This is a genomic window from Nocardia sp. NPDC003693, assembly GCF_053981095.1.
In genome coordinates, this window is record NZ_JBSFNO010000024.1 from 28,879 (window position 1) to 54,308 (window position 25,430).

The following is a 25,430-nucleotide window of genomic DNA, read 5'->3' on the forward strand; positions in this document are numbered from 1 at the left end:
TGGCGGCGGGCGCGGCGACCGACATCAGTTGCGCGAGAGCGCCGCCGCCGCTTCCTTCTGCAGGTCGGCGTACGACTCGTCGCCGGTGGCGATCGTGACGCTCTCGATGGTGCCGCCGGTGAAGGTGCCCGGGGTCCGGTACTGCGAGGTCACGGCGTCACCACTGTCGAACCCGACGCACAGCCCGTCACCGGCGAGGGTGAACTTGCCGGTCTGGGCGCGCATCGAACCCTTGTTGACCGGCTCCCCGTCGATGTACAGCGTTGTGGTGCCGAGTGATTCACCGTTCGGCCCGGTGTTCTCCCGATCGAACTCCATCCCGAGCGTGTGTTTGCCCGGGGTGATCGGGGCCGAGGACACGAAGTCCTGTTCCGGGGCGATGCCCAGGAAGTTGTAGACGTAGTGCAGGGTGCCGTCCTTGACGAACAGGGTGTGCCCGCCGAACCGCGAGCCGTGCGCGAAGATCACGCCCTGTGCGTCCTGCGCCAGATCGACCTCGGCCAGGATCTTGTACGACTTGCCGCGAATGTTGACCGCCACGCCCTCGGGTACGGGCGCGGCATCCGGGTAGTAGACGTACTTGTCGCGCGGCGGTTCCGCCTGCGGCCGTTCGACTCCGATCTGTTCGACCGCGGTGCGGTCGTCGAGCGGCAGGACGAAGTTGTCCTTGGCCTCTTCGTTCCAGGCGGCGATGAGCTCTTTCAGCTTGTCCGGATTCTCGTCCGCGAGGTTCTTCGATTCCGAGCGGTCCTCGTCGACGTGGTACAGCTCCCACTTGTCCTCGTCGAAGTTGCCCTCGCCGCTGATAGCCGCGTGCACGGCCGCGGCCTTCCAGCCGTTCTCCCAGATGCCGCGGGTGCCGAGCATCGCGAAGTACTGGCGCTTCTTCTCGGTCGCGGCGTCGCCGTCGTCGAAGGTGTAGCGCATCGAGACCCCGTTCAGCGGATACTGCTTCACCCCGCGGTAGGTCTCGGGCATCGTCACACCGGTGACGTCGTAGATCGTGGGCACGATGTCGGTGCTGTGGTGATACTGGTGCCGGATCTGCCCCTTGGCTTGAATTCCCTTGGGCCAGTGGATGACCAGTGGGTCGCAGGTGCCGCCCGCGAACTGCGCGTAGCGCTTGAACATCTGGAACGGGGTGGAGAACGCCGCGGCCCATCCGGTCGGGTAGTGGTTGTAGGTATCCGGGGTGCCGAGGGTGTCGATGTACTTCATGTTCTCGGCGAGATCGTCCGGGTAGCCGTTGAAGAATTTGTTCTCGTTCACCGACCCGTTCGGTGAGCCCTCACCGGAGGCGCCGTTGTCGGCGGCGTAGAAGATGACGGTGTTGTCCATCTGCCCGGTCTGTTCCAGGAACTCGATGACCCGCCCGACCTGGGCGTCGGTGTACTCGGAGAATCCGGCGAACACCTCCGCCATCCGGGAGAAGAGCCGCTTCTCGTCCGCGTTGAGCGAGTCCCAGGGCCGCACCATATCCGCTTCCAGCGCAACGTCTTTCGGGAGCGGGTTGAGCGGCGTCAACTGGGTGCCCTGCGGCATGATGCCCTTGTCGATCATGCGCGCGAGCACCCATTCGCGGTACGCCTCGTACCCGTCGTCGAACTGCCCCTTGTACTTCTCCGCGTATTCGGTCGGGCTGTGGTGCGGCGCGTGATTCGCGCCCGGGCACAGCCACATGTACCAGGGCTTGGACGGATTGGTCGCACGCTGATCGCGCAGCATCTTGATCGCGTTGTCGCACAGGTCCTTCGACAGGTGGTAGCCCTGCTCGGGAGCGTACGGCTGGTCGATGAACCGGTTGTCCTCGGTCAGGTCCGGGTACCACTGGTTGGTTTCGCCGCCCAGGAACCCGTAGAAGCGGTCGAAGCCCTTGGCCAGCGGCCATTCGGACTTGCTGCCGCCGCTCGAGACGTCCTCCTCGGGCACGTTGTGGTTCTTGCCCACCCAGAAGGTGCTGTAGCCGTTGTCCTGGAGCACCTGCCCGACCGTCGCGCACTGCGCGGGCAGCCGGCCGGCCGCGCCGGGAAATCCGTTGGTGGCCTCGGTGATCGACGCGAACCGGTTCACGTGGTGATTGCGCCCGGTCAGCATCGTGGACCGGGTGGGCGAGCACAGCGCCGTGGTGTGCCACTGGGTGTAGGTCAGGCCGTTGTCGGCCAGCTTCTGCATGACCGGCATGTTGATCCGGCCGCCGTAGGGCGACCAGGATGCCAGCCCGGTGTCGTCGTAGAGGATCACCAGGACGTTGGGCGCCCCCTCCGGGGCCTTCTTCACCTCGAACGGGCCCCAGTCCGGCGTGGAGTCGCGGACATCGAGCTCGATGTCACCGTCGAAGCCCTCGTTGATGCCGGTGCCGTATCCCGGCGGGCCGTCGCCGTCGGAGTCCTTCCCGCACGCGGCGGCGACCAGCGGCAGCGCGGCCACGCCCGCGCCGGCCGCGGCCAGCTTGCCCAGCAGCGAACGCCGCGAGTGCTTCTTGCCTTCCGGCGCGGTGTTTTCGGAGTGGGGTACCTCGGGCGAAGACTGCTCATCGTCCATGGGTGTCATAGAACGAGACTAAGCAGGCAATTCACCCATACGGGGATGCCACCCCGGCGGGTTTCCGGCGCACGAAATACGGGATAACCTGCGATAACTCCCCGCCCGATGCCCCGGCCGCCGGTCGGCGCGGAGTGTCGCGCGCCTATCCCGGCAGCACGCACCGGAACCCGATATGACACGTCGCGGTGTCCTCGGACTGGGCCTGGCGGGCGGCCGGACGATAGCGCAGGCAGTAGTTCGGCGCGCACAGATACGACCCGCCCTTGATCACCCTGCGCGCGAACGACTCCCCCGGTTGCCGCACCGCGTCGCCGGCCTGCGGCGCACAGCACGATCCGCCGGCCTTCGCGGCGGGTTCGTCGTAGTACCCGGTGGTCCACTCCCAGACATTGCCCGCCATGTCGAACAGCCCGTATCCGTTGGGCGGATAACTGCCGACCCTGCTCGTTCCCGGCTGCGCCCCCTGACCGCGCCCGGGCACGAACTCCCACGGGAACCGGCCGACCCAGGTGTTGGCCATCCGCCGCCCGCGCGGTTCGAACTCGGCTCCCCAGGTGTAGGTCGCGCCCTCCAGCCCGCCACGAGCGGCGTACTCCCACTGCTGCTCCGACGGCAGCGCCTTACCCGCCCATGCGGCGTAGGCGGCCGCGTCCGCGTAGGCGACCTGCGTGACCGGATGCTGGTTGCGCCCGTCCAGGTCGGTGCCCGGCCCGCCCGGACGCCGCCAGTGCGCACCCGGCACGTACGACCACCACCGCCGCCAATCATCCAGGGGCACCGGGCCGTTCGTGCGGCTGAACACGAGCGCACCCGGCACCAGATCGCCGGGTTCCGCGCCCGGAAACGCCGCCGGATCCAGCGCGCGCTCGGCGACGGTCACGTACCCGGTGTCGCGCACGAACCGGGCGAACTCGGTGTTCGTCACCGGATGCGCGTCGATCCAGAACGGGTCCACCGCGCTCACCCGCCGCGGCCGCTCCTCCGGAAAGAAGTCCTCCGACCCCATGACGAACTCGCCACCCGGCAGTCGCACCATGCCCTTGCGCACGGTAGCGACACCCCCGTCCCGCAACTCCACCCACGTCTCCGGTTCTGTCGTCGAATTGCTTACCGTCCCAGCGTGCTCCGACTTCGCCCCGCTCCCGCGAACCGACACGCTATGGGAAGCACCAGTCCAGCGTGGCCGATCCCGGTGTCGGAATATGGACGCAGATATTGATCCAGATGTAGGGCGCGTCGGCGTTCCTGCGCAGTTGATCCACCTCCGCCGGGGTCTGGTCGGCGACGTCCGCCCGGCCGCCCTGGTCCGCGAGGGCCGTCGGCGCCGCAAGGACGACGAGCGGCACGGCCAGCGCGGCAACCGCCGCCGCGCGCGCGATTCCTGCATACATCTCGGTACCCCTGTCTGGAACACTTCGCCGGAAAGCCCGAGAACCGTTGGGTCGGCCGACGAGGCCGCAGCCGGGCTCGGACCACATTCGGGCAGGATCCCAACCGGGACCGGGATCGGGCCTCACCTGATCGGGATGAGATCGGCCGAGGCGGGCGGCCCCGAAGGTCAACCATGCGGCCGGGCGGGTCAATGACGTGCGGGCGGAGCGCGCTTAACGTCCCCGGCATGAGGTCTCATGTCATGGTTTGTGCCGCGCTCGCCGCGAGCCTGTCGTTCGCGAGCGGGCAGGCGGGCGGAGCGCCCGCGACGGGCCCGGCGGGCGGAGCGGGCACCGCGTTCTCGGGTCCGTTCTCCTTCGACGCCGGGACCGCGCCGTGGGTGCTGCGCGGCGCCGACGTCAACCGCGACGGCAAGCCCGACATCGTGACCGCCAATGCCGGGTCGGCGACCGTCGGCGGCACCACGCACGGCGGGCTGGAAGGTGTGTCGGTGTTGCTGAACACGACCCCGGATCGCGCGGACGAGCCCGCGTTCACCGCTCCGCGCCAGTTCACGGCCGGTGTCGGGACGCTGGCCGTAGAGATCGCCGATCTGGACGGGGACGGCGCGCCGGAGATCCTGACCTCCAACTTCTTCGACACCGGCGCGAACGGGATCTCGATCCTGCGCAACCTCACCCCCGCCGGCGCGACGACGCCCGAGTTCGCGGCCCCGATCAACCTCCCCACGGGTGCGTTCCCGTCCCTGGTGCGCACCGTCGACATCAACGCCGACGGCCGGTTGGACCTCGTCACCGGCGACGCGGGCCTGCCGTTCGGGCTCGGAATCACCGTGCTGCTCAATACGACTCGACCGGACGGCCCCCTCACGTTCGCGCCGCCCGAACAGTTCCTCGGCGGCAGTGTCGCCGAGGGTCTGGCGATCGGCGATGTCGACAACGACGGCCGCGACGACATCGTGGTGTCCAACACCACGACCGGCAACGTAGCGATCCTGGTGAACGCGACCCCGCCGCTGGCCACGACGCCGACCTTCACCGTCACCCAGGAATGGGTGATCACGAGCACCGACGCCCAGCTCGCCGACCTGGACGGCGACGGCCGGTTGGATCTGATCGTGGCGCGCACGGCGGGCGGGTTCAGCGTGCGACTCAATCGAACCCCGCCCGGCGCTCCCGCCGCCGAGTTCGGCGAGGATGTGGTGAACGATCTGATCGGTGAGGTGACCCGCGCATACGGCACGTCCGGCGTGGTGACCGAGGGGCTCGCGGTGGCCGACTTCGACGGGGACGGCAGCCCGGATGTCGCGGCCGTCAACGACTTTCCGCTGCCGGGGTTCGGGATCAGCGTGTTCACCAATCACACGCCGGCGGGGGCGGGCACGGCCGTGCTGCGCGGTCCCGACGGTTACGACGGCTCGCTGTGGGGGGTCGGCACCAACTCCATCACCTCCGCCGATTTCAACGGGGACGGGAAGCCGGACCTTGCCACCGGCAATGTGCCGAGTGTGACAATCGGCGACGCGGTGGTGGTGCGCGGAGGGGTGTCCGTTCTGCTCAATACACGAGGCTAGATTTCTACTGATTCAACAGCTTGATGATGGCGGCAAATGACCGAATTGCGTTGTATTTCAACAGCATTGGGCTATTCATGCTCGCTATCAAGGCGTAGAATGGAGGCATGGATTCGAGAGAGGTACCCACCATCGCGACGAGTGCCAAAGCACTCGGCGCCGCGGTGGAGAACCTGCTCGAATTGCCGATGTACTCGTTGGCCAAGGACGAGGTCATCGACGTTATGCAGGAGCTCGAAACCAGCTTCCGCAAACTCGAAGCCGTCAAGCAGCGGTTCGCACTCGAATGCGGAGCACGGGACCTGGGCCCCCGGGCAGGTGTGAAGAGCCTGATCCTTTTCCTGCAACAGACCCTGCGACTGTCCTACGCCGAGGCCGCCGCCCGCGTTCGCAACGCCGATCTGCTGTCGACAGTGTCCGTGGGTTCGAGCACCCGGCCCCCGAAATTGCCGCTCGTAGCCGCAGCCCAACGCGCCGGAGAGATCTCCGCCGACCACGTGAAGGCCATCCACGATGCGCTGACACGGATCCCCGACGCCGCCGGTCCGGAAGTCAAAGACCATGCCGAGGAGCACCTGACCTCGTACGCCCGTGAGGGTGATCCGAAGGGTGTGACCAAGCTCGGAGTGCATATCCTGGCCCACGTCGACCCCGACGGGCGTTTGACCGAGGACCGAGACCGCCAGCGGGTCCGGTGCGTCAGGATCGGGCATCAGGGCATCGATGGCATGTACCCGATCTCGGGTTTCCTGACCCCGCAGTTGGGGGCGGTCATGATCCCGATGTTCGAGAAATTCGGGCGACCCGGCATGTGCAATCCCGACGACCCCGAAAGCCCGTGGACCACCGCTGAACTCGGTCTCGACACCGAACTCGATGACGGCGACGACACCGGTGATGACGACGCCAAGGCCGACGACCCTTCACTGACCCCGGCCGAACGTGCCCGCGCCGCCCTTCGCGCGAAGCTCCGCGCGGCCGCCAAACGAGATCACCGCAACGCCGAACAGCGCAACCACGACGCCCTGATGGTGTTCTTCCGCCCGGACATGGGACCCACGAAGCTGGGATCACATCGCGGACTGCCGGTTTCGACGATCATCACCATGAGCATCGACGACCTGGAGAAGCGCACGGGTGTGGCGACCACCGCGACCGGCGGCACGATGTCGATCACCCAGGCACTCCAGGTGGCCAGGAACTCCACCCCGTATCTGGTAGTGCTCGACCGTAACGGCCGCCCGCTGCACCTGTCGCGAGGTCAGCGTCTCGCCAACCCCGCACAACGGTTGGCGCTCACCGCCACCGAACGTGGGTGCACGCGCCCGGGATGCGACGCGCCAGCGAGCCGCTCGGCCGTACACCACATCAAGGAATGGGCCGATGGCGGCGAAACGGACATCGAGAACCTGACCTTGGCGTGCGATGCCTGCCACGCCCAGATCAACACCGGCCCGAACGGCTGGCAAACCGTTGTGATGGGCGAGGATTCGGAGAATCCGGGCAAAACCGGATGGATCCCTCCACCACACATCGACCGAACTCGTAGGCCGCGTGTGAATTTCCGTCACCATCCCCAGTTTCCGGGTATCCCCGCGCGATGGCGCTGCTAGGCCACACACCCGGTCGCGATTCCCTGCTCGCCGTTTTCCACTCTGCCTCTTCGGCTTTCCCATGCCGAAGGGGCTCCTCGCGCGTCCTGGACACGGCCCGGCTTTTCCCGCCCGTGCAGCGGGTGCGACCACGCGCATCAGTGTTCACGCCCGTGGCCGACGTAGCCCACACCCACACCCACACCCACGCTCCGGCTTTCAGCAGGGTTCGGGAGAGCGGGCAAGACAGATGCGACCGTGCTGGTCACTTCGTCTGCCGTACCCGACTTATGGCTCCCCAGTCGGGAGCGGGTTCGCCCTTCCAGCCTGGTTGGCCGGCCGTGGGAACCTTCTCGAGATCTACAGACAAAGACTCGTCCTCAGCACAACAGGGTGATGTCTCTGGCGGTGATAGTCGTGTCCGGCCCGGGGTTGGGAACTCGGCTACGCATCCGAAGGCTTCGATCCCGTTGATCGGCCCGGGAGAGCCGGAACCGCAGTCGAGGCACCCAACCCGCCCCGGCTGGTACTCCGTTATCCAGGCGTCCTTCCCCCGGTAGGGCACCCAACCGCCGTCGAGTCTCCCGACGTGCCCCCGCCGGTTCCGTTATCCAGGAATCTTTTCCCAGCCGGAACCGCCGCCGAGGCACCCAGCATGCCCCGCCGGTACTCCGTTTTCCAGTCGTCTTTCCTGCGGTAGAGCCCCCACCGCAAGAGAGACCCCCAACCCGCCCCCGCTGGTACTCCGTTGTCCAGGCTTCCCTCCGGCGGCAGGGCTCCCACCGCACCCGAGTCACCCATGTCTTCCCACCGGTACTCCGTCATCCAGTCATCTCTCCCCCGGGCAGGTCCAGAACCGCAGCCAACCCCAGCCCCACACATCCCGCCCCTCAATTGATGAACCGGAAGCAAGCCCGCTGCCCACCATCCCCCACGGTGCCCGACGACATACACACCATGCGGTACTCCTTGGCCGGCCGCTGCGAAAGAATCCCGTACAGATACCCGTTCGAACACGCCCGCGCCAGCGAATGCACCTCCTGTTCACCGCCTTTCGTCTCGAATACCACCGCCGCCTCCGCACAGTCGCCGTTCAAGAACGGCGCCAAATCCGCCAGCCACCCGATGGTCAGAATGTTCCACTCCGGATTCACCGCCCAGGTCGCGCCGTCGTAGATAACCCCCGCGGGAAACTGGTTGGTGTGCTTGAAATCGAAGCCGAGGATCTGCGCGTTGAAATTGAAGGGCGGCAGCAGCGGCGGCGCGGCTGTTGTCGCATCGTTCGGGAATCGGAAGCAATTCTCGGTCCGCTGCACGGGGTCGTTCCCATTGCCAGGCTGGGCGGCAATCTCTACCACCGCACAGACTTCGGCGTAGTCGCCCGCTGCCCTCACAGCGACCGCCAGATACGGCAGTGGACTACCGCACGAGGTACCGACGAGCACTTCCTCCTTCGCCCCGCTCTTGGCCTCGAATACGAATGTGCCGGTGGCGCAGAAGCCATCGAATGGCGTGGCATCGGCGAGAACACCGATGATCCCCGCGTTGACACTCGGCGCCAGGGTGACGATATCGCCGTCGAACAGCGCACCGCTGGGCACGGTGGTGAAGTGATTGAGGCTCGTGCCGCCCAGGCTCGATCCGAAAGACAGCGTCGGTTCCAGCGCGGTCGCGCTCGGCACCGCGCTGGTCGCCGCGGCCGCGAAGACGCCGAGTGCGATGGCAGGTACCAGAAGAGAATTGCGCACTGTGTCAGCCTCTTTCGCTACTGCGGTTGATCATGACCGCCACGTCCTCGGACAGGCTGGACATGCTGATGAGATCGAGTCGGCCGTCGCCGGTGAGATCCACGGCTTCCAGAGCCTGCGGGCCGAGGCCGATGGTGTGCTGCTCGACGTAGTCGAAACCGCGTCGCTCATTGCCCTTGAAGATCATGGCCGTGGATGGAATGTACTGTCCGGCAGCAATATCCATGACACCGTCGCCGTCGAAATCCCCCACTGCCACCGCACACGGCGCGGCGGCCGATCCGATGAGCTGCGGTGGCCCGAAGTTGCCGCGCCCGTCACCCCAGTGCACGCTGACGCTGAAGCCCGCGATGTTGGCCGTGAGCAGATCCAGCGCACCATCTCCGTCGACGTCGGCGAGCTTCAGATCCTCACTCGGCAACGCTGCGAGATTCCACCGCGGGGCGTCGAATCCGCCCCACCGGTCGTTCAACAGCACCCACACTCCCGAGGTCGCCAGATCGTGCATGGCCAGATCGGCGTAGCCGTCCCCGTTCAGATCGCCGGCGATGACGCTGGCCTTGCCGAGTCCGACTCCGCGCCACTGCGGTGCGGCGAAGTGACCCAATCCGTCTCCGCGCATGATGCCCACCCCACCGGGCACCGGCGCCAGATTGTTGAAGGCCAGGTCCAGCGCACCGTCGTTGTCGAAGTCCGCCAGCGCGATACCGAACGGGATGCCGCCGGTGCGGTAGGTGACATCGGGATTGATGTCGGTGGCGTAGGTCCGATCCACCGCGAAGTTGCCGCGGCCATCGTTGAGCAGTACCGAGATGCTCAGAAAGTTGGTGACAACCAGATCCGCCGCGCCGTCACCGTTCAGATCCCCGGTTTGCACCGCGTTCGCACCGATTTCGGTGTGTACGAATTGATTTCGCCGCAGTGCGCCCCGGCCGTCACCGAACAGCACACCCACTCCGTCGACCACCCCGGTGGCGGCCACGTCGGTGTCGCCGTCTCCGTCGAAATCGGCGTATGCCATGGTCTGCCCGCCCACGGCCGGGCCCAGACCGCCCACGCGGTACTGCGCTGATTCCCCGAAGATCGGATCAGCGCCTTCCGAAGAGCCGGAATGCGATCCGGGTGCCACCTGTGCGCCGGCCTGCCCGGCGGCGATCGCGCTCACCGCGAGCGCGAGCACCGCACTCGCCGCCCACAGTCGTTGTGCTCCAGACATGGAGAACCTCTCGAAACAGAAGGAATGATCTCAGCCCTGCGCCGTGCAGCTGTAGCGCGGGCGGCCGTTGATCGCGTCGATGAACCATTCGGGCCGAATCATCTGGCCGATGGAGGCACGATCCGGAATGCGCAGGCACAGGGTGGGACCCGCGCTGCCCTGCGGGGAGTACTCGCTGGCGAAGGCTCGCGATAGACCCGCGCGCGGTGTGCTCAGCGCGGCGCAGGCGGCGGCATCGGCATCGGGCCGGCCGTGGCAGTTGAACCAGTCCATCGAGTACGCCACCGAGAGCGCGGGTGAGGTGATGTTGCGCGGTACGCCGATCCAATTGATCGAATCGCCGTGACTGCCGCTCTCGTAGACGATGGTCTGCACCGGTGCGGTCGTACCGCCGGCAACGATGTCGCGGTGCCGATCCATCGTGCCGAATGGCCCATCGGTGGGATTGAAGAACGGCTGATAGAAGTTGGTGAGGCCGTAGCCCGACAGCCCCGGTATGTCGAGATCCGCGGTCTGCATCTGCAGCGGCACGTCGGTCACCAGCGCCGTATACCCCGACATGACCGATGCCGATGCGATTCTCGGCAGTGGCCTGCCGTCGATGCCGTGTCCCTTGACCTGCCAGTTCAGATAGTTCGAGGTGCCGACCGCGCCGACGGATTGCCCGAAGAGATTGACCCAGTTCAGATCCATCTTCTCGATCCACGGATTGCTGATGTTCGCGCCCCCGGCCGCTGCGTAGGCCGGGTTCTGCCGGTTCACGCGCGGCACCATGAGAATGTTGTTCAGCTCGTTGCCGAGATCGATGACGGGGGTGATGGGTTCGTTGAACACCCAGCGCACCGCGTCCTGGACATCGCGGCAGGATCCGGGCGCGAAGCAGTCCGGCACGCTCAGCAGCGGCAGCACCATGTCCAGAGCGTTGCCGTCGCTGTCGGGCTGACCGGATTGGGCGAAGGTGACGGTCATATAGCCGTTGCGGGCTGCGGATTGGGCGTACATGCCGATGTGGTTCATCGCTTCGGCCGCGCCCGGCGCGCCCACCGCGACCGGATATTTCCGGTCCGATTCCAGTGCGCCGTAGGGCATCCACACCATGGCGGCCATGGATATGCCCCGCGAGTTGATGATTCGGAATTTCTGGACGTCGCCGAGTTTGAGATCGGCCCCGGAGTTCTCCGGAGCGCAAGCGCCGGACAGGGTTTCGTACCAGACGGTGCCGTCGGGGTTCAGGCACGGATAGCGAAATTTCGCGCTGGTGTACTCGGGCCGGTCGTATTCCCCGTCCAGGACGGTGTCCGATTCGAGGCCGGGGAGCAGTTGTCCCGCTGTATCGGCGATGCCGAAGTTGCCGTCGTGATTCCAGTCGGGCAGATAGTCCGGGTGCGGCGGGAATCCGATTCCGGCGGGCTCGACGTGGGCCAGCGTGTCGAAGATCCGCTGCGCCGCGCTCGCCAATCGCAGTGTGGCGTCGGGCGAGTTGTAGGTCTCCGGTTTCGCGAGGTCCTCGAAAGCCTCGGTCCAGTTGCCCGCCACGGTCATGATCCCGGCTTTGACGAAATAGTCGAGCATTCCCGGGCGTGCGACGTCGGACAAGGTGCCGCCGAGCAGATCCCCGATCTGATTCAGGACATAGGCGGGGTCCGGCGGCTGCGGGCCGATATCCGGGTTCGCGCCCGCCGGTATCGCACCGCTCCCGGCTACGGTGAATGCCGTCACCGCGATCGCGGCGCAGACCGTGCGGGCCAATCGACGGGAATGTTTCACCCGGATCCTCCTGTGTGCCAAGAACAACGAGCTGTCAGGAAAACGCTAGGTCGCAGCGGGTCTCGGGACCGCGCCATGAGATGCCAGGAGGTTGACATCTGCGGACAAGACGAATGACGGCGGAAAACGTCAATTCTCCGACCGCGATTGATCTGGTCTCCGATGCCGACCACGGATACCTTCGGCGGATTCGCACGTTCGCGTGGACAGGGTGGAATCGGCTATGGCGCAGCGAAATACAGATCGGCCTGGGATCTCGGATGGCATCGCGCCGCGGTGGCTCGCGCTGTTCAATCGCCGAGTCACGAATAGGTTCGCCCGGCTCTACGCCGGCAGGATTCCGCCCTACAGCCTGATTCATCATCGCGGCCGAAGGTCCGGAAAGCCCTTCACCACACCGGTACTCGCGCACTTCGATCGCGACAGGCTCTACGTGCCGCTGCCCTACGGAACCGGATCGGATTGGGTGCGCAATGTGCTCGCCGGTGGCGGCGAGGTGACCTATCGGCGCAGGGCGCGCCGTTTCACCGGCCCCCGCATCGTGGACGCGAGCGCGGCCGGCGAATTACCGGCCCGGGTGCGGCGACTATCCCGCGTGACGCGAATACTGGTCGCGGATCTGACCGTGACCTGACACATGCGATGCCGCCCCGGCTCCGACCAGGGTCACCGGCCGCGCTCGGCGCAGCCGGTACTCACCGGGCGGACAGCCCTTCCAGCGCCGGAAAGCGCGGATGAACGAGGCGGATTCGGCATATCCCAGCCGCGCGGCCACCTGCTCGGTGGTCATCTCGGTGTGTTCGAGGAGTTCCTCGGACAGCACCTGCCGGACTTCGTCCACCAGTGCCCGGAACGAGGTGCCCTCCTCGTTGAGCCGCCGGGACAGGGTGCGCGGGCTGATGAACAGTCCGGCCGCCACCTCCGCCTGGTCGGGAATGCGGCCGGGATCGCGCACCAGCAGATCGCGGACGGTTCCCGCGATGCCCGTACGCGCTCGCCGCCGCGCGAGCAGATCCCGGCACAGCTGTTCACAGGTGCCCCGCGCCCATTCGTTCGCCTGCGGCAGCGGCAGATCGAGGTAGGCGCTGTCGAAAGCGGCCTCGTTGCGCGCGGCGTCGAAGTCCGGGGCGATGCCGAATACCGCGCGATAGCGTGCGATGTCGGCCGGGCCGGCGTGCCGAAAGGTCACGCGGTGGAAGGGAACACCGGCGGGGAACAGTTCGCGCCCGATCATCCGGATGCCGGTGATGACGCGCTCGGTGAGGAAACCGCGCACGTCCTCGGGTATTTCGTGATCATCGAAGATCAGCCGTGCCTCGGAGTCGGTCTCCTCGAATCGAACCTGCCCGAACGCGAAGGCCAATTCCACGTAGCGCAGCGCCACCTCGATCGATTCGCGCAAGGTACGACTGGCGAGCATGGCCAGTCCCCAGGGGCCGTACAGCGAGATGTGATAGCGACTGCCCGCCTCCACACCCAGGCCCGGTTCGTCCCCGAAACGGGCGATCAGGTTGCGCACCACCGTGAGTTCTTGGCGGGCAGTGATTTCCGAGTGCGGGTCGAGGATCGCCTCCGGCGCCAGATTCGTTCCGGACAGGCATGCCGCGGCCGACATTCCCCGCTCCTCGGCGAGCAGCGTCATGACGTGCACGCTGGAGGTGTTCCTCAGCAAATCCCAGTCGAACATATGCCCGCAGTCCCCATCGACGAACCAGCAGCTCCACAATCTCAGCTGTACCGGACAGTATCGGTCCGCTCGGCGAAATGCGATGGGGATGCCCCAAAAATTGACTGCTTCGCGCCCATTGACACCGTTCAGGGCGTTATCGCCGAACTGCTCCGCCGACTGCCTGCGCTACGGCTGGACGGCCCTGACCAGCATCGAGGTTGTGCACAGTGCGCAAAGACGGGTCATCGACACCTCGGTCACCCTGTCGCACAGGGTGACCCATACGGTTCAGCTCCGCAGGATCCGCACCGTGGCGGAGCGGACCTCGGTGCTCACTCCAGGGGTGTACTGCTGACGCTCGTTCGCCGCGCCCAGATCGACGGGGATGGTGAGTCTGCCCGCCGCGTCCACGGTCACGGCCGTGGCTTTGCCGTCGACGGTGACCGTCGGCGTGCTCCGGAAGATCGGGGGTGTGGTGATCGTGGTCGCGCCGGAACCGCTGACGGTGAATCCGTCCGCACTCACCGCACGCAGGTCGAGGAATTCGAGGGCGCGTTTCGGATCCGCCTCCACCGACCAGCCCCAGATGTCGTAAGACGGTTCTATCGACCGGAAGTCGAAGACGGCCGGGGCCGCCGCCGGGGCGGTGAAGACCTGCTCGAAACGCTCGATCGCCTGCCGCATCTGCGCTTCGAACAGCGCGACGCCGTGACACCCCCAGGGCAGCTCCACCCAGCGATGCGCGATGCCCAGATCCGTCAGGACCGCGTGCATGCTGCGGCTCGCCGGGTTGATGATGCCGCCCTCTAGCGGACACCCGACCGAGGCTTCGACCTGGGTTTCGCCGCCGGCGGGGTCGTACACCCCGTTGCCGGTGTACAGCTGCAGGTCCACGGCGGCGAGGTTGCCCGCCAGATCCGCCGGATTGTGCCCGCGCCAGCGGATTTCGTGCGCCGCGCGCGAACCGTAGATCGCGTCGCCCGCCTCGTTCTGCAGGCGCGGGGATATCGCCAGCAGGTCCCAGGTGATCGGGAGGTTGGTGTCGAGAACGCCGGACAGGCTTGCCGCGGCGGCGAACAGGTCCGGATGCCGGGCGCCGAGCATCATGGTTCCGAAGCCGCCCATGGATTCCCCCATGATCGCGCGGTGCGAGCGCTCGGGAATGGTCCGGAAGCTCGCGTCGATCAGCGGAACGAGCTGCTCGATCACGAACGACTCGTACTTCGGCGCGAAGGCTCCGCCCACACCGAGCCAGTCGGACCAGTACCCGGCGTCGCCGCGCGGGGAGACGACGAGCGACGGGTACGCCGCGGTGACGTCTTCGCCCTCGTAGGAACGAAAGGTGGTCTCGTCGTGCGCGGTTCCGCCCAGGTAGTAGGTCACCGGCCAGCGCCGGTCACCGTCGGCGTCGTAGCCGGCCGGGAAGGTGATCTCGACGGGCACCGGTGCGGCGAAGGCGTCCGTGGCGACGGTGATGCGCAGTGTGCGCGGGGTCAGCCACTGCCGGTCGAGGATCGCCGCGGCCGCACCGGGCGGTTGCGCCGTGACAGGTGTCGCGGCGCACGCGAGTGCGATGCCGACGACGGCCGCGGCGAGCAGCCTGCGCGGTCGCGTCGAAGTCGTTGCGCGCCGGGCCATACCCGTGGATCCGATGTTTCGCTTCATTACCGCACCGTCCGAATCGGAAGAACAACCAGTCCGCCGAGCACGGCGGCGACGATCGCGCCGGCGAACAGCGCGGAGTAGTTGGGCCCGGCGTCGCCGAGCGCCAGCAGGGGTGTGGCCACCACCGGCAGCAGGAGCTGGGGCAGCTGGTACGACAGGGCGATGACGGCCAGTCCGGCGCCCGCCCCGGAATCCGGTGAGTCGGGCAGCAATTCGGTCATCATGGCGACGTCGACGCAGACGAACGCGCCCTGTCCCATACCGACCAGCGCGATGCCCAGGGTGAAGACCACCAGTTCGCTCGCCGACATCGTGACCAGCAAGCCCAGCGCGGTGAACAGCGCCGAGGAGTACACGATCACCTTGCGCCGTCCCGTGCGATCGGAGATCCAGCTGAACAGCACGCTGGTGAGAACACTGGCGGCGAACATGACGCCGATGACGCCGCCCTGCGCCGTGGTCGCGTCGTCTTCGCTCAGGCCGAGCCGGTCGGTGAGCAGATACAGCAGATACGTCGCCACCGATACCAGCGCGAGCGTCACCAGCAGCCGACACAGCCATGCCCACGCGAAATCCGGATACCGGATGGGGTTGATCCAGTAGCTGCGCAGCAGACCGCGCGGATCGATCGGCACGGGCACGGTGCGCACGATGTCGCGCAGCACCAGCACCATGGCGATGCTGGTCAGCAGCGAGAGCACCGCCGGAATGCCGAACCAGAACACGGGATCATCGGGCAGCGCGCCGATCAGCCAGCTGCCCAGCGCCGGCGCGAGCGCGGTGCTCATGCCGAACGCGGCCGCGACTCGCGCGCGGATGCGAGTGCGAATCTGTTCCGCCAGTAGCGCGTTCAGCGCCATGGTGGTCGCGCCGAAGCCGGCCTGGGTGATGGCCCAGCCGCCGATGATGGCGGGCACGCTCGGCGCGAGCGCGAGCACCGCCAGGCCGAAGGTGCTGACTAGCGCACCGCCGAGGATGAACGGGCGGCGGATACCGGCCCGGGAGGTGGAGACGTCGCTGATGCGCCCGAGCGGCGCCGAGACGAGGATGATCACCACGCCGCCCACGGCGACCGTCAGCGAGAGCAGATCGGATTTGTGGGCGGGATCGAGTTCGGCGAGCCGCAGCGGGATGCTGACGAATCCCGCCGACAGCGCGGCCAGGGCAGCGCCGAAGTAGGCCAGTACCAGGGTGGGCAGGAACAGCGACGACTGTGTGCTGCCCGGCAGTTCGGCGGCATCGGTGTCGGGCATGGATTCGATTTCGGACATCATTGTCTTCCAAAGGGTGGAGCGGAATCTCAGTCGTGCAGCGCGCGCAGCGCGTCCACCACGACGACGCCCGCCGTGCGGGCGGTGGGTGACACGCGTTCGAAGAGGGCGCCGTTGTGCGGCAGTCCGAGCAGTTCGATCGCCGAGACCGGCACCCCGGCCGCGGACAACGCCGCCGCGTACCGCGCGCCGTCGTGGCGGATCACGTCGCATCCGGCGGTCAGGATGTAGGCCGGGGGCAGCCCGGTGAGATCGGCTGCGCGCAGGGGCGATACGAGCGGATCGCGCCACAGCGAGCGATCGGGCAGGTACCAGCTCAGAATCGTCTCCAGCGAATCCCGTTCCGCGGGAGCCGCTTCGCTCACATCGCGTTCGGCCGGATCGTCGGTCAGGTCGAGGAAGGGGACCTCGAGGATCTGCTGCCGCAGCGGGTGCCGGGCGCGATCCCGATTGAGCAGGGTCAGCGCCGCGGCCAGATTGCCGCCCGCCGACTGGCCCCACAGGCCCACTCGGGCCGGATCGATGCCGAGTGAATCACCTTCGCGGACAAGCCAGTCGAGCGCGGCGTACCCCTGTTCCAGCGCGGCGGGGAAGGGGTGTTCGGGGGCGAGCGCGTAATCGACGGCGGCGACCACCACCTCGGCGTCGGCGGCGCGGCGGGCGCACTGGGCATCGGTGGCGGGATGATGCAGGCCGCCCTGGATGAAGCCGCCGCCGTAGAAGAACAGCGAGACCGGGAGAGCGGTCGCGGCGGTGTCCGGGTAGTACAGGCGCACGGTGACATCCGGGTGGCCCTCCACCGGAACGAGCTGATCACGGGTCCGCAGCGCGGGGCCGGGCAGCCCGATGTGCGGGAAGACCGCCTGCTCGAATTCCCAGGCCCGCTTGCGCTGTTCGCCCGGATCGGTGGTCGGTTCGGGCAGGGGAACACCCAGTTCGGTCAGGGCGCGAACGATGGCTGCGTCGAGTGGCATGTCGGGTCTCCTCAGCGGGCGGCGGGCGCGGTCGATTCGCTACGGCTGCGCAGGAAACCGGCGACGCGGTCCTGCCAATCACGGGCGATGGCGGAGATCTCGGTGATCGCGGCGGTGCCGTGCAACTGCCCCGGGGCACACCAGCTCCGCACCGGTACACCGGCCGCGGCGAGCCGGTCGGCGTAGGCGATGCCGCAGTCGCGCAGCGGGTCGAGTTCGGCCGTGATGACCAGTGCGGGTGGAAGATTCGTGAGATCCGGTACCTCGGCGGGCGTGGCCCAGCCCGAGTCCGGACGGGCGGCTCCGAGGTAATCGGTGCGCAGCGCGGCCAGTTCGGCGCCGAGGTTGTTGAGTTCGGCGTAGGCGCGGTACGACTCGTCGTCCTCGATATCGAAGGCGGCTGCCGGGACTTCCAATACCTGGTGGTCGAGCCGGATTCCGAGGTCACGGGCGTGCACGGCGACCAGGGCCGCGAGGTTGCCGCCGGCGGAACTGCCGCCGACGCCGATGCGCGCGGGGTCGATACCGAACTCCGAGGTCCGGTCGAGCAGCCAGCGCAGCGCGTCGATGCCGTCCTCGATCGCGGCCGGGAAGGGGTGCTCGGGGGCGAGCCGGTAGTCGACATCGAAGACGTCGAGGCCACCGGCGACCGCGCGGGTGCGCCACAGCCGATCGTTGATCGACTCGTGCACGCTGCCGATGACGAAGCCGCCGCCGTGGAAGCCGAGATGCGCCGCGCGGGGCCGGTCGGCGAGCGGCGGCCGGTAGTGCACGACGGTGATGTGCCCGGCGCGCGTCGGCACCGAGTACTCGGTGACCTCGCAGTCCGGCGGGCCGGGAACGGTGAAGCGCTCGGCGAGCGCGTCGGACAGTTCGCGCGCCGCCGCGCGCCGCACGGATCGGTCCGGCGACGTGAGACCGGGCAGCCCCGCGGAGATTCGCAGGTTGGCGGCGAGCCAGTCCAGGACCGGCGGTTCGCATCCCGCCGATGCGGCCAAACGCATGTAATCTGGCATTCAACCTCCATCGAAGTGCTTCTACGAAGAACTCTACGTTCGATTGTGACGTGCGTCAACAAACACGGCGAAGCCGGGTTCGGACCATGGAATAGGGTGAGAGCGTGGGGCATTCGAGCGTGACGATCTACCAGGTGGCCGAGGCGGCCGGAGTGAGCATCTCGACGGTGTCGCTCGCGCTCAATCACCCCGACCGCGTGAAGCCCGCGACCCGCGACCGGATCATCGAGGTCGCCGGCGAGCTCGGCTACCGCCCGGGCGCGACGTCCTCCGAACGCGCCCGCCGCCGGGTCGGCAGAATCGCGGTGCTGGCCCCCTTCAGCAGCTACGAGACCTACCGCACCCGGCTGATCGGCATCCTGGACACCTTCGGCCCGGCCGATGTCGAAGTGGTCGTACACGACGCGCCGTCGGCGGCCGAGACCAGCACGCCGCTGCTGGAAACCCTGCCCGTGCGCGGCGATGTCGACGGACTCCTCATCATGGGCGTGCCGCTGGGCGAACAGGGCGCGGACCGGCTGCGGCGCTGGGGTCCCCCGACCGTGCTGGTCGACTCGGCCCATCCCGCCTTCAGTTCGGTCACCTTCGACGACGAGGCCGCGGGGTACACCCTGGCCACCCATCTGCTCGAGCGCGGCCACGAGCGCCTGGCCTATCTCCACGAGCCCCAGCGCGCGGGCGGTTTCGTCTCCGCGGCCATGCTCCGGCGCGACGGCATGCGACGCGCGCTGCGCGCCGCGGGCGGCGGCGATGTCGAGGAACTCGTCCTGCCGGACAACCACTTCGACGCGGCCCGCCGGTTCGCCGCAGATTTCGCAGCACGCACCGATCGCCCGTCGGCCGTCATCGCCCACCACGATGTGTTGGCCGCGGGTTTTCTCACCGGCCTGCGCGCCGCAGGGGTGTCCGTGCCCGGCGCGGTCGCGGTGGCGGGTTTCGACGACGGCCCGCTCGCCGAGGGCCTCGGGCTGACCACGATCCGCCAGCAGTTCGCGGAGTCCGGGCGCCGCGCGTCGGAGATCCTGCGCTCGCTGATCGATTCCGGCGGGCAGGCGCCCACCCGGACGCTGCTGCTGCCCGAGCTGGTGGTTCGCGAAACCGCCTGACGCGAGGCCGGGATGAATCCTCGCCCGGCGGTGCCACGTCCGCAGCTGCGGGTTCAATCCGGAACATCATGCCCGACACCGGATTCGAGCGAGCAGTACTTCCCGGTGCTCCGTGGCGAAGTCGACGTCACGGGCCCTACCTGCCCACCGTGAGCTACACCGCCCGGTCGAGCTTCGAATCCCGGTCCTGCGAGCGGTAACCGGTGACGCGGGGCCGCACGGCCCGGCGTTGTGCGTCGAGCCAAAGACCGACTTCGTTTTTCTGCCGCTGATGCACTGCCCGGAGCGCGCCGGGTCGTGCACCATGAATCTGTCCGACTGTTGTCTCAGACGGATAGTCCGTATGCCGCCGAGACGATGATGTCGGAGGACCGCCCATGTCCGTGCCCTCGCACCCCGGATCGCCGGCCCTGCCGCCCGACGCGCGATTCGACATCGGACCCGCCCGGTACCCTGCGGCGCACCTGGACCCGACGGTCGCCATCGAGATGTCCGACGGTGTCGTGTTGTGCGCGGACCTGATTCGGCCCGCGCGCACGCCGGATACGCCCGAGAGCGGGGCGTTTCCGGTGGTCGTGAACTTCACGCCCTACAACCGGCTCGCGAACCGGGTCGCCGCGCGGGTCGCGGGGAGCGCGCGGCGGGTTGCCGGTGCGGGAGCCGGGTCGGATCGGCGCCGATTCACCGGTCGCGATGTGCTGCATACTCCGGCGGGCGGGGCGGTGGACGTGTGGGCGACCAACCGCACCCTGGTCGAACGCGGGTACGCGAGTCTGGTGGTGGACGTGCGCGGCACCGGATCCTCCACCGGCGTCTGGGACTTCTTCGCACCGCGCGAGCAACTCGACTACGTGCAGACGCTGGCCTGGATTCGCGAACAGCCCTGGTGCGACGGGCATCTCGCGGTGACGGGCGTGTCCTACGGCGCCATCGCCGCCCTGATCGCCGCCGGTCATCGGCCCGAGGGCTTGGACGCGGTCTTCGCGATCGTCGGCGGCGAGGATCCGATGCGCGAACTCGGTTTGACCGGCGGCGTGCCGACGCCGGGCATGGGGTTGTGGATGGCAGGGGTGAACGCCGCGAAATGGCTCCCCTCCGCGCGTGGCATGGTGCGCAATCGGATCCTCGCGCCGTACCTGCGCGATCGGCTCCGGAGCCCGTTCAGCGGTATGGGCTGGGCCGCCCGCATCGCCACCGGTGAGGCGCACCCGGATGCCTTCCTCAACGATCAGTGGGCCGCCAGAACCGCTCGCTTCGAGGAGATCTCGGCGGCCACCTGGATCCACGGGGCCTGGCACGACGTCTACAACCGCTCCAATTTCCGCATGTACGACCGCATTCCGCTCGACGGCGGCGCGAAGCAGGTGCTCGTCGATGACGGCTATCACATCAGCTTCGGTTCCGGCTTCGGGGAACCGGGCAATCCGGCGGCTCTGGACGAGTTGCAGTGCGCCTGGTTCGACCACTGGCTCAGAGGAATCGACAACGGCATCGACCGCTTCGGGCCGGTGACGGTTCGCGCGCAAGGCGGCGGCGGGTGGGTGGCACGGCCGAGTTTTCCCGATCCCGCCGCGACCGTGCACCGCCTCTACCTCTCTGCCGACCCCAGCGGTTCCGCCCCGCACGCCGGAGCGGATGGGTCACTGGAGAGCGCCCCGCCCGCCGACCCCGTCCACGTGCCGCTGCCCACCGGGCGCGGCCACCTGGCGTCCAGCAACACCTCGGTCATGGCACTCGGCATGGCCGGCCTGCTGCGCCGCGACCGCAGGCCCGATGATCGCCGGGCCGAGGCCGCGGCCGTCACCTTCACCACGGCGCCGTTGCCCGCGGACCTGGTCCTGAGCGGCCCCCTGAATCTGCACCTGCGCGTGGAAACCGCTGGGACGGAGGCGTTCTGGTCGGTCACGGTCACCGATGTCGAGCCCGACGGCACGTCGGCGGCCCTGACCCGCGGCGCACTGCTGTCCTCGTTGCGCGCGATCGACGAGAAGAACAGCACCTACTTAGACGGTGAAATGATCTCCCCGCTGCACCCGCTACGCGCGGATTCGGTCCTGCCCGTGGTCCCCGGCGAACCGTTCGACATCGATATCGACATCAACCCGACCGAGGCCGTCCTGCGCGCGGGCCACCGCCTGCGGGTAGCCATCGCGCCGGCGAGCTTCCCCCGCCACTGGCTCCCGCCCGCCCTGCGCCGGAAGATCGCCGGCCAGTCCGTGGTACTGGATCCGGATCACCCGGCCTACCTGAGCTTTCTGGCGGTCGACCCGGCCGACTGATTCGGAACGGCACCCGCGACCGCCTACCCCGCCGACGGCACCGCGCGCGTCTTGGCCAGTGCGCCCGTACCGACCGCGAGCAGCGCGATGGCGCCCAGCACGAGGTAGGCGCGAGCGAAGCTGCCGGTCCACGCCGACAACGCCGTGCCCGCCCACGGCCCGAGGGCCATCACGATCACCACCGGCGCGGACAGGATGCCGTTGAGTCGCCCGTAATGCGTTGCGCCCCAGCGGTCGGTGATCGCGGTCGCCTGCACCAGGGTGAAGATCCCGCGGACCAGGCCCGCGCCGATCGAGACCGCGATCAACGCCGTGACGCCGGTGACGACGCCGAGCAGCGCGGTGGCGACGGCGGTGGCGGTGAGGATGACCAGGGTGCGGGTCATGACCGTACTGCGCGCGGCCAGCGGCAGATAGCCGATGCGGCCCAGCACCTGACCGGCGCCGCCGAGGCCCAGCGCGAGCGCGGCCAGGGTCGGTGAGAAGCCGCGTTCCTGTAGCAGCGGAACCAGAGTGAATACACCGGCGGAGGTCGCGAACGCGCCCAGGCACAGGGTGATCACGAGCAGGGCGAAGGCGCGGCTGCGGGCGATGCCCGCGTGATCGTCGAACGATTCGTGGAGCGGCGCGGGTGGATGAGGCCACGGACCGCGCAACCCGAACCAGTGGGTCGGGATCGTCACCACCGCCAGGATCGCCGTGAGCGCCAGATACGTTGTGCGCCAGTCCGTACCCTGCTCGAGCGCGGCGGTCAGCGGCGCGAACACGGTGCTGGCGAGACCTGCGGCCAGGGTGAGGATCATCAGCGCTTTCAACCGGTCCTCGCCCCACCAGCGGGTCAGCGCCGCGAACGCGGGCGGGTAGAGCACCGCGCCCATCGCCAGCCCGGCCAGGAACCAACCGGCATAGAACACAACGATATTCGGCGCGAGCGCGACCATCACGAGCGCGGGCACCGCGAAGACCGACCCGGCCGTCATGACCACGCGCGGTCCGACGCGATCGAGGATGCGCCCCACGGGAATACCCGTCAGCGCCGCGAGGAGTTGACCGAGCGAGAACGCCGCAGTGATCGCCGGCAGCGACCAGCCGGTGTCGCGGGAGATGGACACCGCCAGTACGGGAAACGCGTAATACAGGATGCCCCAGCTGGTGATTTCGGTCAGGCACAGCACGGCCAGGACCCGGCGCAGACCGGCACGATCGAGAGTGCCGGTCCACGCGTCGTTGTCGGTGGAGATCATCGAGTCAGTTGCCCACGCCCAGGGTGATCGGTTGCGGTGCCGGGGATCCGCAGCAGCCGCCCGCGCTCTCGGGCGCGGCGGCGCCGGGTTCGTCGAATACGCCCGCACCGCCGCACACCCCGGTGTCGGGCAGGGTCAGCTCCACCCGGACGGCGGACTCGTGGTCACCGGCCAGTTCGGCCGCGATGCTGCGCACCTGCTCGTAACCGGTCAGCGCCAAGAAGGTCGGGGCACGGCCGTAGCTCTTCATCCCGGCGAGGTAGAAGCCGGGCTCCGGATGCGAGAGTTCCTTCACCCCATGGGGATACACCGTTCCGCAGGAATGCACGTTCGGATCTATCAGCGGAGCCAGCTCGGCCGGGGCCTGCAGCACCGGGTCCAGGTTCAGCCGAATTTCCGAGAGCCACGACAGTTCCGGACGGAAGCCGGTCAGCGCGACGACGCGATCGACGCCCTCGAGCCGCGCGCCCGCCTCGGATACCAGCGTCAGCCGGCCGTCGGGCTCGGATTCGACCGCGGCGGTGCGGAATCCGGCCACCACCGCGAGCAGGCCGGTCTCGAGGGCGTCCTTGGCCCGCTGGCCCAGCGCGCCGCGCGCGGGCAGCTGGTCGTCGGCGCCGCCGCCGAAGGTGTTGCCGACCTCGCCCCGGCGCAGGAGCCAGCTGATTCGGGTTCCGGGAACGGTTTTGGCCACCCCGGCCAGCGCGACGATCGCGCCGAGCGCCGAGTGGCCACTGCCCGCGATGGCGATGTGCTTGCCCGCGTACTCGGCCCGGACAGCGGCGTCGTCGAGATTCGGCACCCGGTAGGAGATGAGGTCGGCGGCGGTGTGCTCGCCGAGCGCGGGCAGGCCGTCGCCGCCGAGCGGGTTCGGCGCGTTCCAGGTGCCCGAGGCGTCGATCACCGCGCGGGCCAGGAATCGCTCCTCGCGGCCGTCGGCTCGGCGCACCCGCACCGAGAGCGGCTCGGTGTCGCGGCTGGCGTCCACCACTCGATCACGCCCGCGCCTTGCCACGCCGATCACCTCGGTCCCGGTCCGCACGACGTCGTCGCCGAGCGCCGCGGCGAGCGGGATCAGGTAGTCACCGGCCCATTCCTGTCCCGTCGGGTACGAATCCGGTTGCGGGGCGGTCCATCCGGCGGCCTCGAGCAGGCGGCGCGCGGCCGGTGCGACCAGCTCACCCCAGCGGGAGAACAGCCGGACGTGGTTCCATCCGGCCACCGCCGCGCCCGCGGTGGCGCCGCGCTCGAACACCAGCGGGGTCAGTCCGCGTTCACGCAGTTCGGCCGCGGCGGCCAGGCCGATCGGCCCGGCTCCCACCACGACAACGGGCAGCTCGTTCATCAGAAGTCCCTTTCATCGATGCTCATCGATTGAATGAACGAACTGTATCGATAGATGTCGATGAAGGCAACCATCGATGTGTATCGATATAGTGGGAGCCATGACGTCGCTGGATATGCCTGTCGTACGCACCGACCATCGCGTGGACACGCTGCCGATCGCCGAAGCGACCACCTACGCGGCCTGGTTCGCCTGCCTGGCCGATCCGACCCGCGTGCGCCTGCTACACCACGTGGCCACCCGGCCCGCGGGCATCACGGTCGGCGAACTGGCCGAGGCGCTCGGCGTCGGTCAGCCCACGGTCTCGCACCACGTGCGCAAGCTGGTCGATGTCGGGTTCGTCAACGTCCACAAGGACCGCACCAGCACGGTCGTGGCGATCAACCCGGCCTGCTGCACCGGCCTCCCGCACGCGGCCGACGCGGTCATGGGCGTACTCCCCGCGCGACCGTGCTGCCCCGACAACGTCCCCGGCGACGTCTCGGTCCGCGCCCTGAACGATGCCGACTGGGAGGCGGTCCGCCGCATCTACGCCGAGGGAATCGACACGGGCAACGCCACATTCGAGAGCGAACCGCCGACTCGCGACGAACTGGAGCGCCGGTGGCTACCCGATCACCGATGGGTCGCCGAGATCGACGGCCGGGTGGTCGGCTGGGCCGCCCTGAGCCCGGTCTCGACCCGCGGGTACCTCGACGGCGTCGCCGACACCGCGATCTACGTCGCCGCCGCCGCACGCGGCCGCGGCGTGGGCAAAGCCCTGGCTCGCACCCTGGTCATCGCCGCCGACGAGGCGGGCCTGTGGACCCTGCAGTCCTCGATCTTCCCCGAGAACCGAGCCGCGATAGCGCTGCATCATCAGTCCGGTTTCCGGACGATTGGCGTCCGCGAGCGGATCGCGCAACTCGGCGGCACGTGGCGCGACACCGTCCTGCTGGAACGGCGCGGCGCGCGCTCGTAGCCCGATTCCGGCCACCGGCCCAGCGGCACGTCGACGTCGTTCCGACACCTCGGCGGGCATCGACTCTC

19 protein-coding genes are annotated in these 25,430 nt (G+C 68.3%); 6 read left to right on the forward strand and 13 right to left on the reverse strand.

Translation table 11 applies throughout. The annotated features are described in order from the left end of the window. Nucleotides 1-24: 24 nt before the first annotated feature. The 3 genes from ACWDOP_RS24510 to ACWDOP_RS24520 form a co-directional block, all read right to left on the reverse strand. Complete coding sequence (locus ACWDOP_RS24510) at nucleotides 25-2,550, reverse strand: arylsulfatase (RefSeq protein WP_456346921.1); 2,526 nt, start codon at nucleotides 2,548-2,550, stop codon at nucleotides 25-27. A gap of 136 nt (nucleotides 2,551-2,686) precedes the next feature. Then, a complete protein-coding gene (locus ACWDOP_RS24515) occupies nucleotides 2,687-3,580 on the reverse strand; it encodes an SUMF1/EgtB/PvdO family nonheme iron enzyme (RefSeq protein WP_456346995.1) in 894 nt (297 codons plus the stop codon). A gap of 121 nt (nucleotides 3,581-3,701) precedes the next feature. Then, nucleotides 3,702-3,935: a hypothetical protein gene (locus ACWDOP_RS24520; RefSeq protein WP_456346922.1), complete on the reverse strand. Its 234-nt coding sequence runs from the start codon at nucleotides 3,933-3,935 to the stop codon at nucleotides 3,702-3,704. 227 nt (nucleotides 3,936-4,162) lie between these two features. On the opposite strand from ACWDOP_RS24520, the gene ACWDOP_RS24525 reads away from it, so the two are divergent. Further along, nucleotides 4,163-5,509 (forward strand): FG-GAP repeat domain-containing protein, encoded by a 1,347-nt coding sequence (locus ACWDOP_RS24525; RefSeq protein WP_456346923.1) that lies wholly within the window; start codon nucleotides 4,163-4,165, stop codon nucleotides 5,507-5,509. Nucleotides 5,510-5,616: 107 nt separating this feature from the next. Next, entirely contained in the window at nucleotides 5,617-7,122 is a 1,506-nt protein-coding gene (locus ACWDOP_RS24530) for a DUF222 domain-containing protein (RefSeq protein ID WP_456346924.1), read from the forward strand. 869 nt (nucleotides 7,123-7,991) lie between these two features. Here the strand turns inward: ACWDOP_RS24530 and ACWDOP_RS24535 are convergent. Genes ACWDOP_RS24535 through ACWDOP_RS24545 form a run of 3 tightly spaced genes read right to left on the reverse strand, consistent with a single transcriptional unit; the run spans nucleotide 7,992 to nucleotide 11,832 of the window. Beyond that, nucleotides 7,992-8,849, reverse strand: a complete 858-nt coding sequence (locus ACWDOP_RS24535; RefSeq protein ID WP_456346925.1) for a hypothetical protein — start codon at nucleotides 8,847-8,849, stop codon at nucleotides 7,992-7,994. Between the two features lie 4 nt (nucleotides 8,850-8,853). Beyond that, the gene (locus ACWDOP_RS24540) at nucleotides 8,854-10,065 is read right to left on the reverse strand and encodes an FG-GAP repeat domain-containing protein (protein ID WP_456346926.1); all 1,212 of its coding nucleotides are present in this window, start codon (nucleotides 10,063-10,065) and stop codon (nucleotides 8,854-8,856) included. Nucleotides 10,066-10,095: 30 nt separating this feature from the next. Further along, entirely contained in the window at nucleotides 10,096-11,832 is a 1,737-nt protein-coding gene (locus tag ACWDOP_RS24545; protein ID WP_456346927.1) for a hypothetical protein, read from the reverse strand. A 223-nt stretch (nucleotides 11,833-12,055) separates the two neighbouring features. Between ACWDOP_RS24545 and ACWDOP_RS24550 the strand changes: the two genes are divergently transcribed. Continuing rightward, a complete protein-coding gene (locus ACWDOP_RS24550) occupies nucleotides 12,056-12,466 on the forward strand; it encodes a nitroreductase family deazaflavin-dependent oxidoreductase (RefSeq protein WP_456346928.1) in 411 nt (136 codons plus the stop codon). Here ACWDOP_RS24550 and ACWDOP_RS24555 read toward each other — a convergent pair. The 5 genes from ACWDOP_RS24555 to ACWDOP_RS24575 form a co-directional block, all read right to left on the reverse strand. Then, nucleotides 12,419-13,519 (reverse strand): AraC family transcriptional regulator, encoded by a 1,101-nt coding sequence (locus tag ACWDOP_RS24555; RefSeq protein WP_456346929.1) that lies wholly within the window; start codon nucleotides 13,517-13,519, stop codon nucleotides 12,419-12,421. The genes ACWDOP_RS24550 and ACWDOP_RS24555 overlap by 48 nt on opposite strands. Before the next feature lie 270 nt (nucleotides 13,520-13,789). Next, nucleotides 13,790-15,166 carry an alpha/beta hydrolase gene (locus ACWDOP_RS24560; RefSeq protein ID WP_456346930.1) on the reverse strand — a complete coding sequence of 459 codons (1,377 nt, stop codon included), beginning with the start codon at nucleotides 15,164-15,166 and terminating at the stop codon, nucleotides 13,790-13,792. After that, entirely contained in the window at nucleotides 15,166-16,437 is a 1,272-nt protein-coding gene (locus ACWDOP_RS24565) for an MFS transporter (RefSeq protein ID WP_456346931.1), read from the reverse strand. Before ACWDOP_RS24565 ends, ACWDOP_RS24560 begins: the two co-directional genes overlap by 1 nt. A 29-nt stretch (nucleotides 16,438-16,466) precedes the next feature. Further along, nucleotides 16,467-17,411 (reverse strand): alpha/beta hydrolase, encoded by a 945-nt coding sequence (locus ACWDOP_RS24570; protein WP_456346932.1) that lies wholly within the window; start codon nucleotides 17,409-17,411, stop codon nucleotides 16,467-16,469. 11 nt (nucleotides 17,412-17,422) lie between these two features. Further along, on the reverse strand, nucleotides 17,423-18,427 hold the full coding sequence (locus ACWDOP_RS24575; RefSeq protein WP_456346933.1) for an alpha/beta hydrolase: 1,005 nt from the start codon (nucleotides 18,425-18,427) through the stop codon (nucleotides 17,423-17,425). Nucleotides 18,428-18,531: 104 nt separating this feature from the next. On the opposite strand from ACWDOP_RS24575, the gene ACWDOP_RS24580 reads away from it, so the two are divergent. Further along, nucleotides 18,532-19,533: a LacI family DNA-binding transcriptional regulator gene (locus ACWDOP_RS24580; RefSeq protein WP_456346934.1), complete on the forward strand. Its 1,002-nt coding sequence runs from the start codon at nucleotides 18,532-18,534 to the stop codon at nucleotides 19,531-19,533. Nucleotides 19,534-19,910: 377 nt separating this feature from the next. Then, nucleotides 19,911-21,812, forward strand: coding sequence for a CocE/NonD family hydrolase (locus ACWDOP_RS24585; RefSeq protein WP_456346935.1), 1,902 nt, complete (start codon nucleotides 19,911-19,913; stop codon nucleotides 21,810-21,812). Nucleotides 21,813-21,835: 23 nt separating this feature from the next. On the opposite strand, the gene ACWDOP_RS24590 is transcribed toward ACWDOP_RS24585, so the two are convergent. Together ACWDOP_RS24590 and ACWDOP_RS24595 are read right to left on the reverse strand one after the other, a co-directional pair. Continuing rightward, complete coding sequence (locus ACWDOP_RS24590) at nucleotides 21,836-23,056, reverse strand: MFS transporter (protein ID WP_456346936.1); 1,221 nt, start codon at nucleotides 23,054-23,056, stop codon at nucleotides 21,836-21,838. A 4-nt stretch (nucleotides 23,057-23,060) separates the two neighbouring features. Further along, a complete protein-coding gene (locus tag ACWDOP_RS24595; RefSeq protein WP_456346937.1) occupies nucleotides 23,061-24,401 on the reverse strand; it encodes an NAD(P)-binding domain-containing protein in 1,341 nt (446 codons plus the stop codon). Nucleotides 24,402-24,501: 100 nt separating this feature from the next. On the opposite strand from ACWDOP_RS24595, the gene ACWDOP_RS24600 reads away from it, so the two are divergent. Then, nucleotides 24,502-25,362 (forward strand): helix-turn-helix domain-containing GNAT family N-acetyltransferase, encoded by an 861-nt coding sequence (locus ACWDOP_RS24600; protein ID WP_456346938.1) that lies wholly within the window; start codon nucleotides 24,502-24,504, stop codon nucleotides 25,360-25,362. Nucleotides 25,363-25,430: the final 68 nt, after the last annotated feature.

Coding starts and splice junctions, on each gene's coding strand:
- ACWDOP_RS24590 (WP_456346936.1), bottom strand. CDS start 23,056: ATGATCTCCACCGACAACGACGCGTGGACCGGCACTCTCGATCGTGCC.
- ACWDOP_RS24595 (WP_456346937.1), bottom strand. CDS start 24,401: ATGAACGAGCTGCCCGTTGTCGTGGTGGGAGCCGGGCCGATCGGCCTG.
- ACWDOP_RS24540 (WP_456346926.1), bottom strand. CDS start 10,065: ATGTCTGGAGCACAACGACTGTGGGCGGCGAGTGCGGTGCTCGCGCTC.
- ACWDOP_RS24555 (WP_456346929.1), bottom strand. CDS start 13,519: ATGTTCGACTGGGATTTGCTGAGGAACACCTCCAGCGTGCACGTCATG.
- ACWDOP_RS24520 (WP_456346922.1), bottom strand. CDS start 3,935: ATGTATGCAGGAATCGCGCGCGCGGCGGCGGTTGCCGCGCTGGCCGTG.
- ACWDOP_RS24570 (WP_456346932.1), bottom strand. CDS start 17,411: ATGCCACTCGACGCAGCCATCGTTCGCGCCCTGACCGAACTGGGTGTT.
- ACWDOP_RS24565 (WP_456346931.1), bottom strand. CDS start 16,437: ATGTCCGAAATCGAATCCATGCCCGACACCGATGCCGCCGAACTGCCG.
- ACWDOP_RS24575 (WP_456346933.1), bottom strand. CDS start 18,427: ATGCCAGATTACATGCGTTTGGCCGCATCGGCGGGATGCGAACCGCCG.
- ACWDOP_RS24600 (WP_456346938.1), top strand. CDS start 24,502: ATGACGTCGCTGGATATGCCTGTCGTACGCACCGACCATCGCGTGGAC.
- ACWDOP_RS24560 (WP_456346930.1), bottom strand. CDS start 15,166: ATGAAGCGAAACATCGGATCCACGGGTATGGCCCGGCGCGCAACGACT.
- ACWDOP_RS24510 (WP_456346921.1), bottom strand. CDS start 2,550: ATGACACCCATGGACGATGAGCAGTCTTCGCCCGAGGTACCCCACTCC.
- ACWDOP_RS24585 (WP_456346935.1), top strand. CDS start 19,911: ATGTCCGTGCCCTCGCACCCCGGATCGCCGGCCCTGCCGCCCGACGCG.
- ACWDOP_RS24530 (WP_456346924.1), top strand. CDS start 5,617: ATGGATTCGAGAGAGGTACCCACCATCGCGACGAGTGCCAAAGCACTC.
- ACWDOP_RS24550 (WP_456346928.1), top strand. CDS start 12,056: ATGGCGCAGCGAAATACAGATCGGCCTGGGATCTCGGATGGCATCGCG.
- ACWDOP_RS24515 (WP_456346995.1), bottom strand. CDS start 3,580: ATGGTGCGACTGCCGGGTGGCGAGTTCGTCATGGGGTCGGAGGACTTC.
- ACWDOP_RS24525 (WP_456346923.1), top strand. CDS start 4,163: ATGAGGTCTCATGTCATGGTTTGTGCCGCGCTCGCCGCGAGCCTGTCG.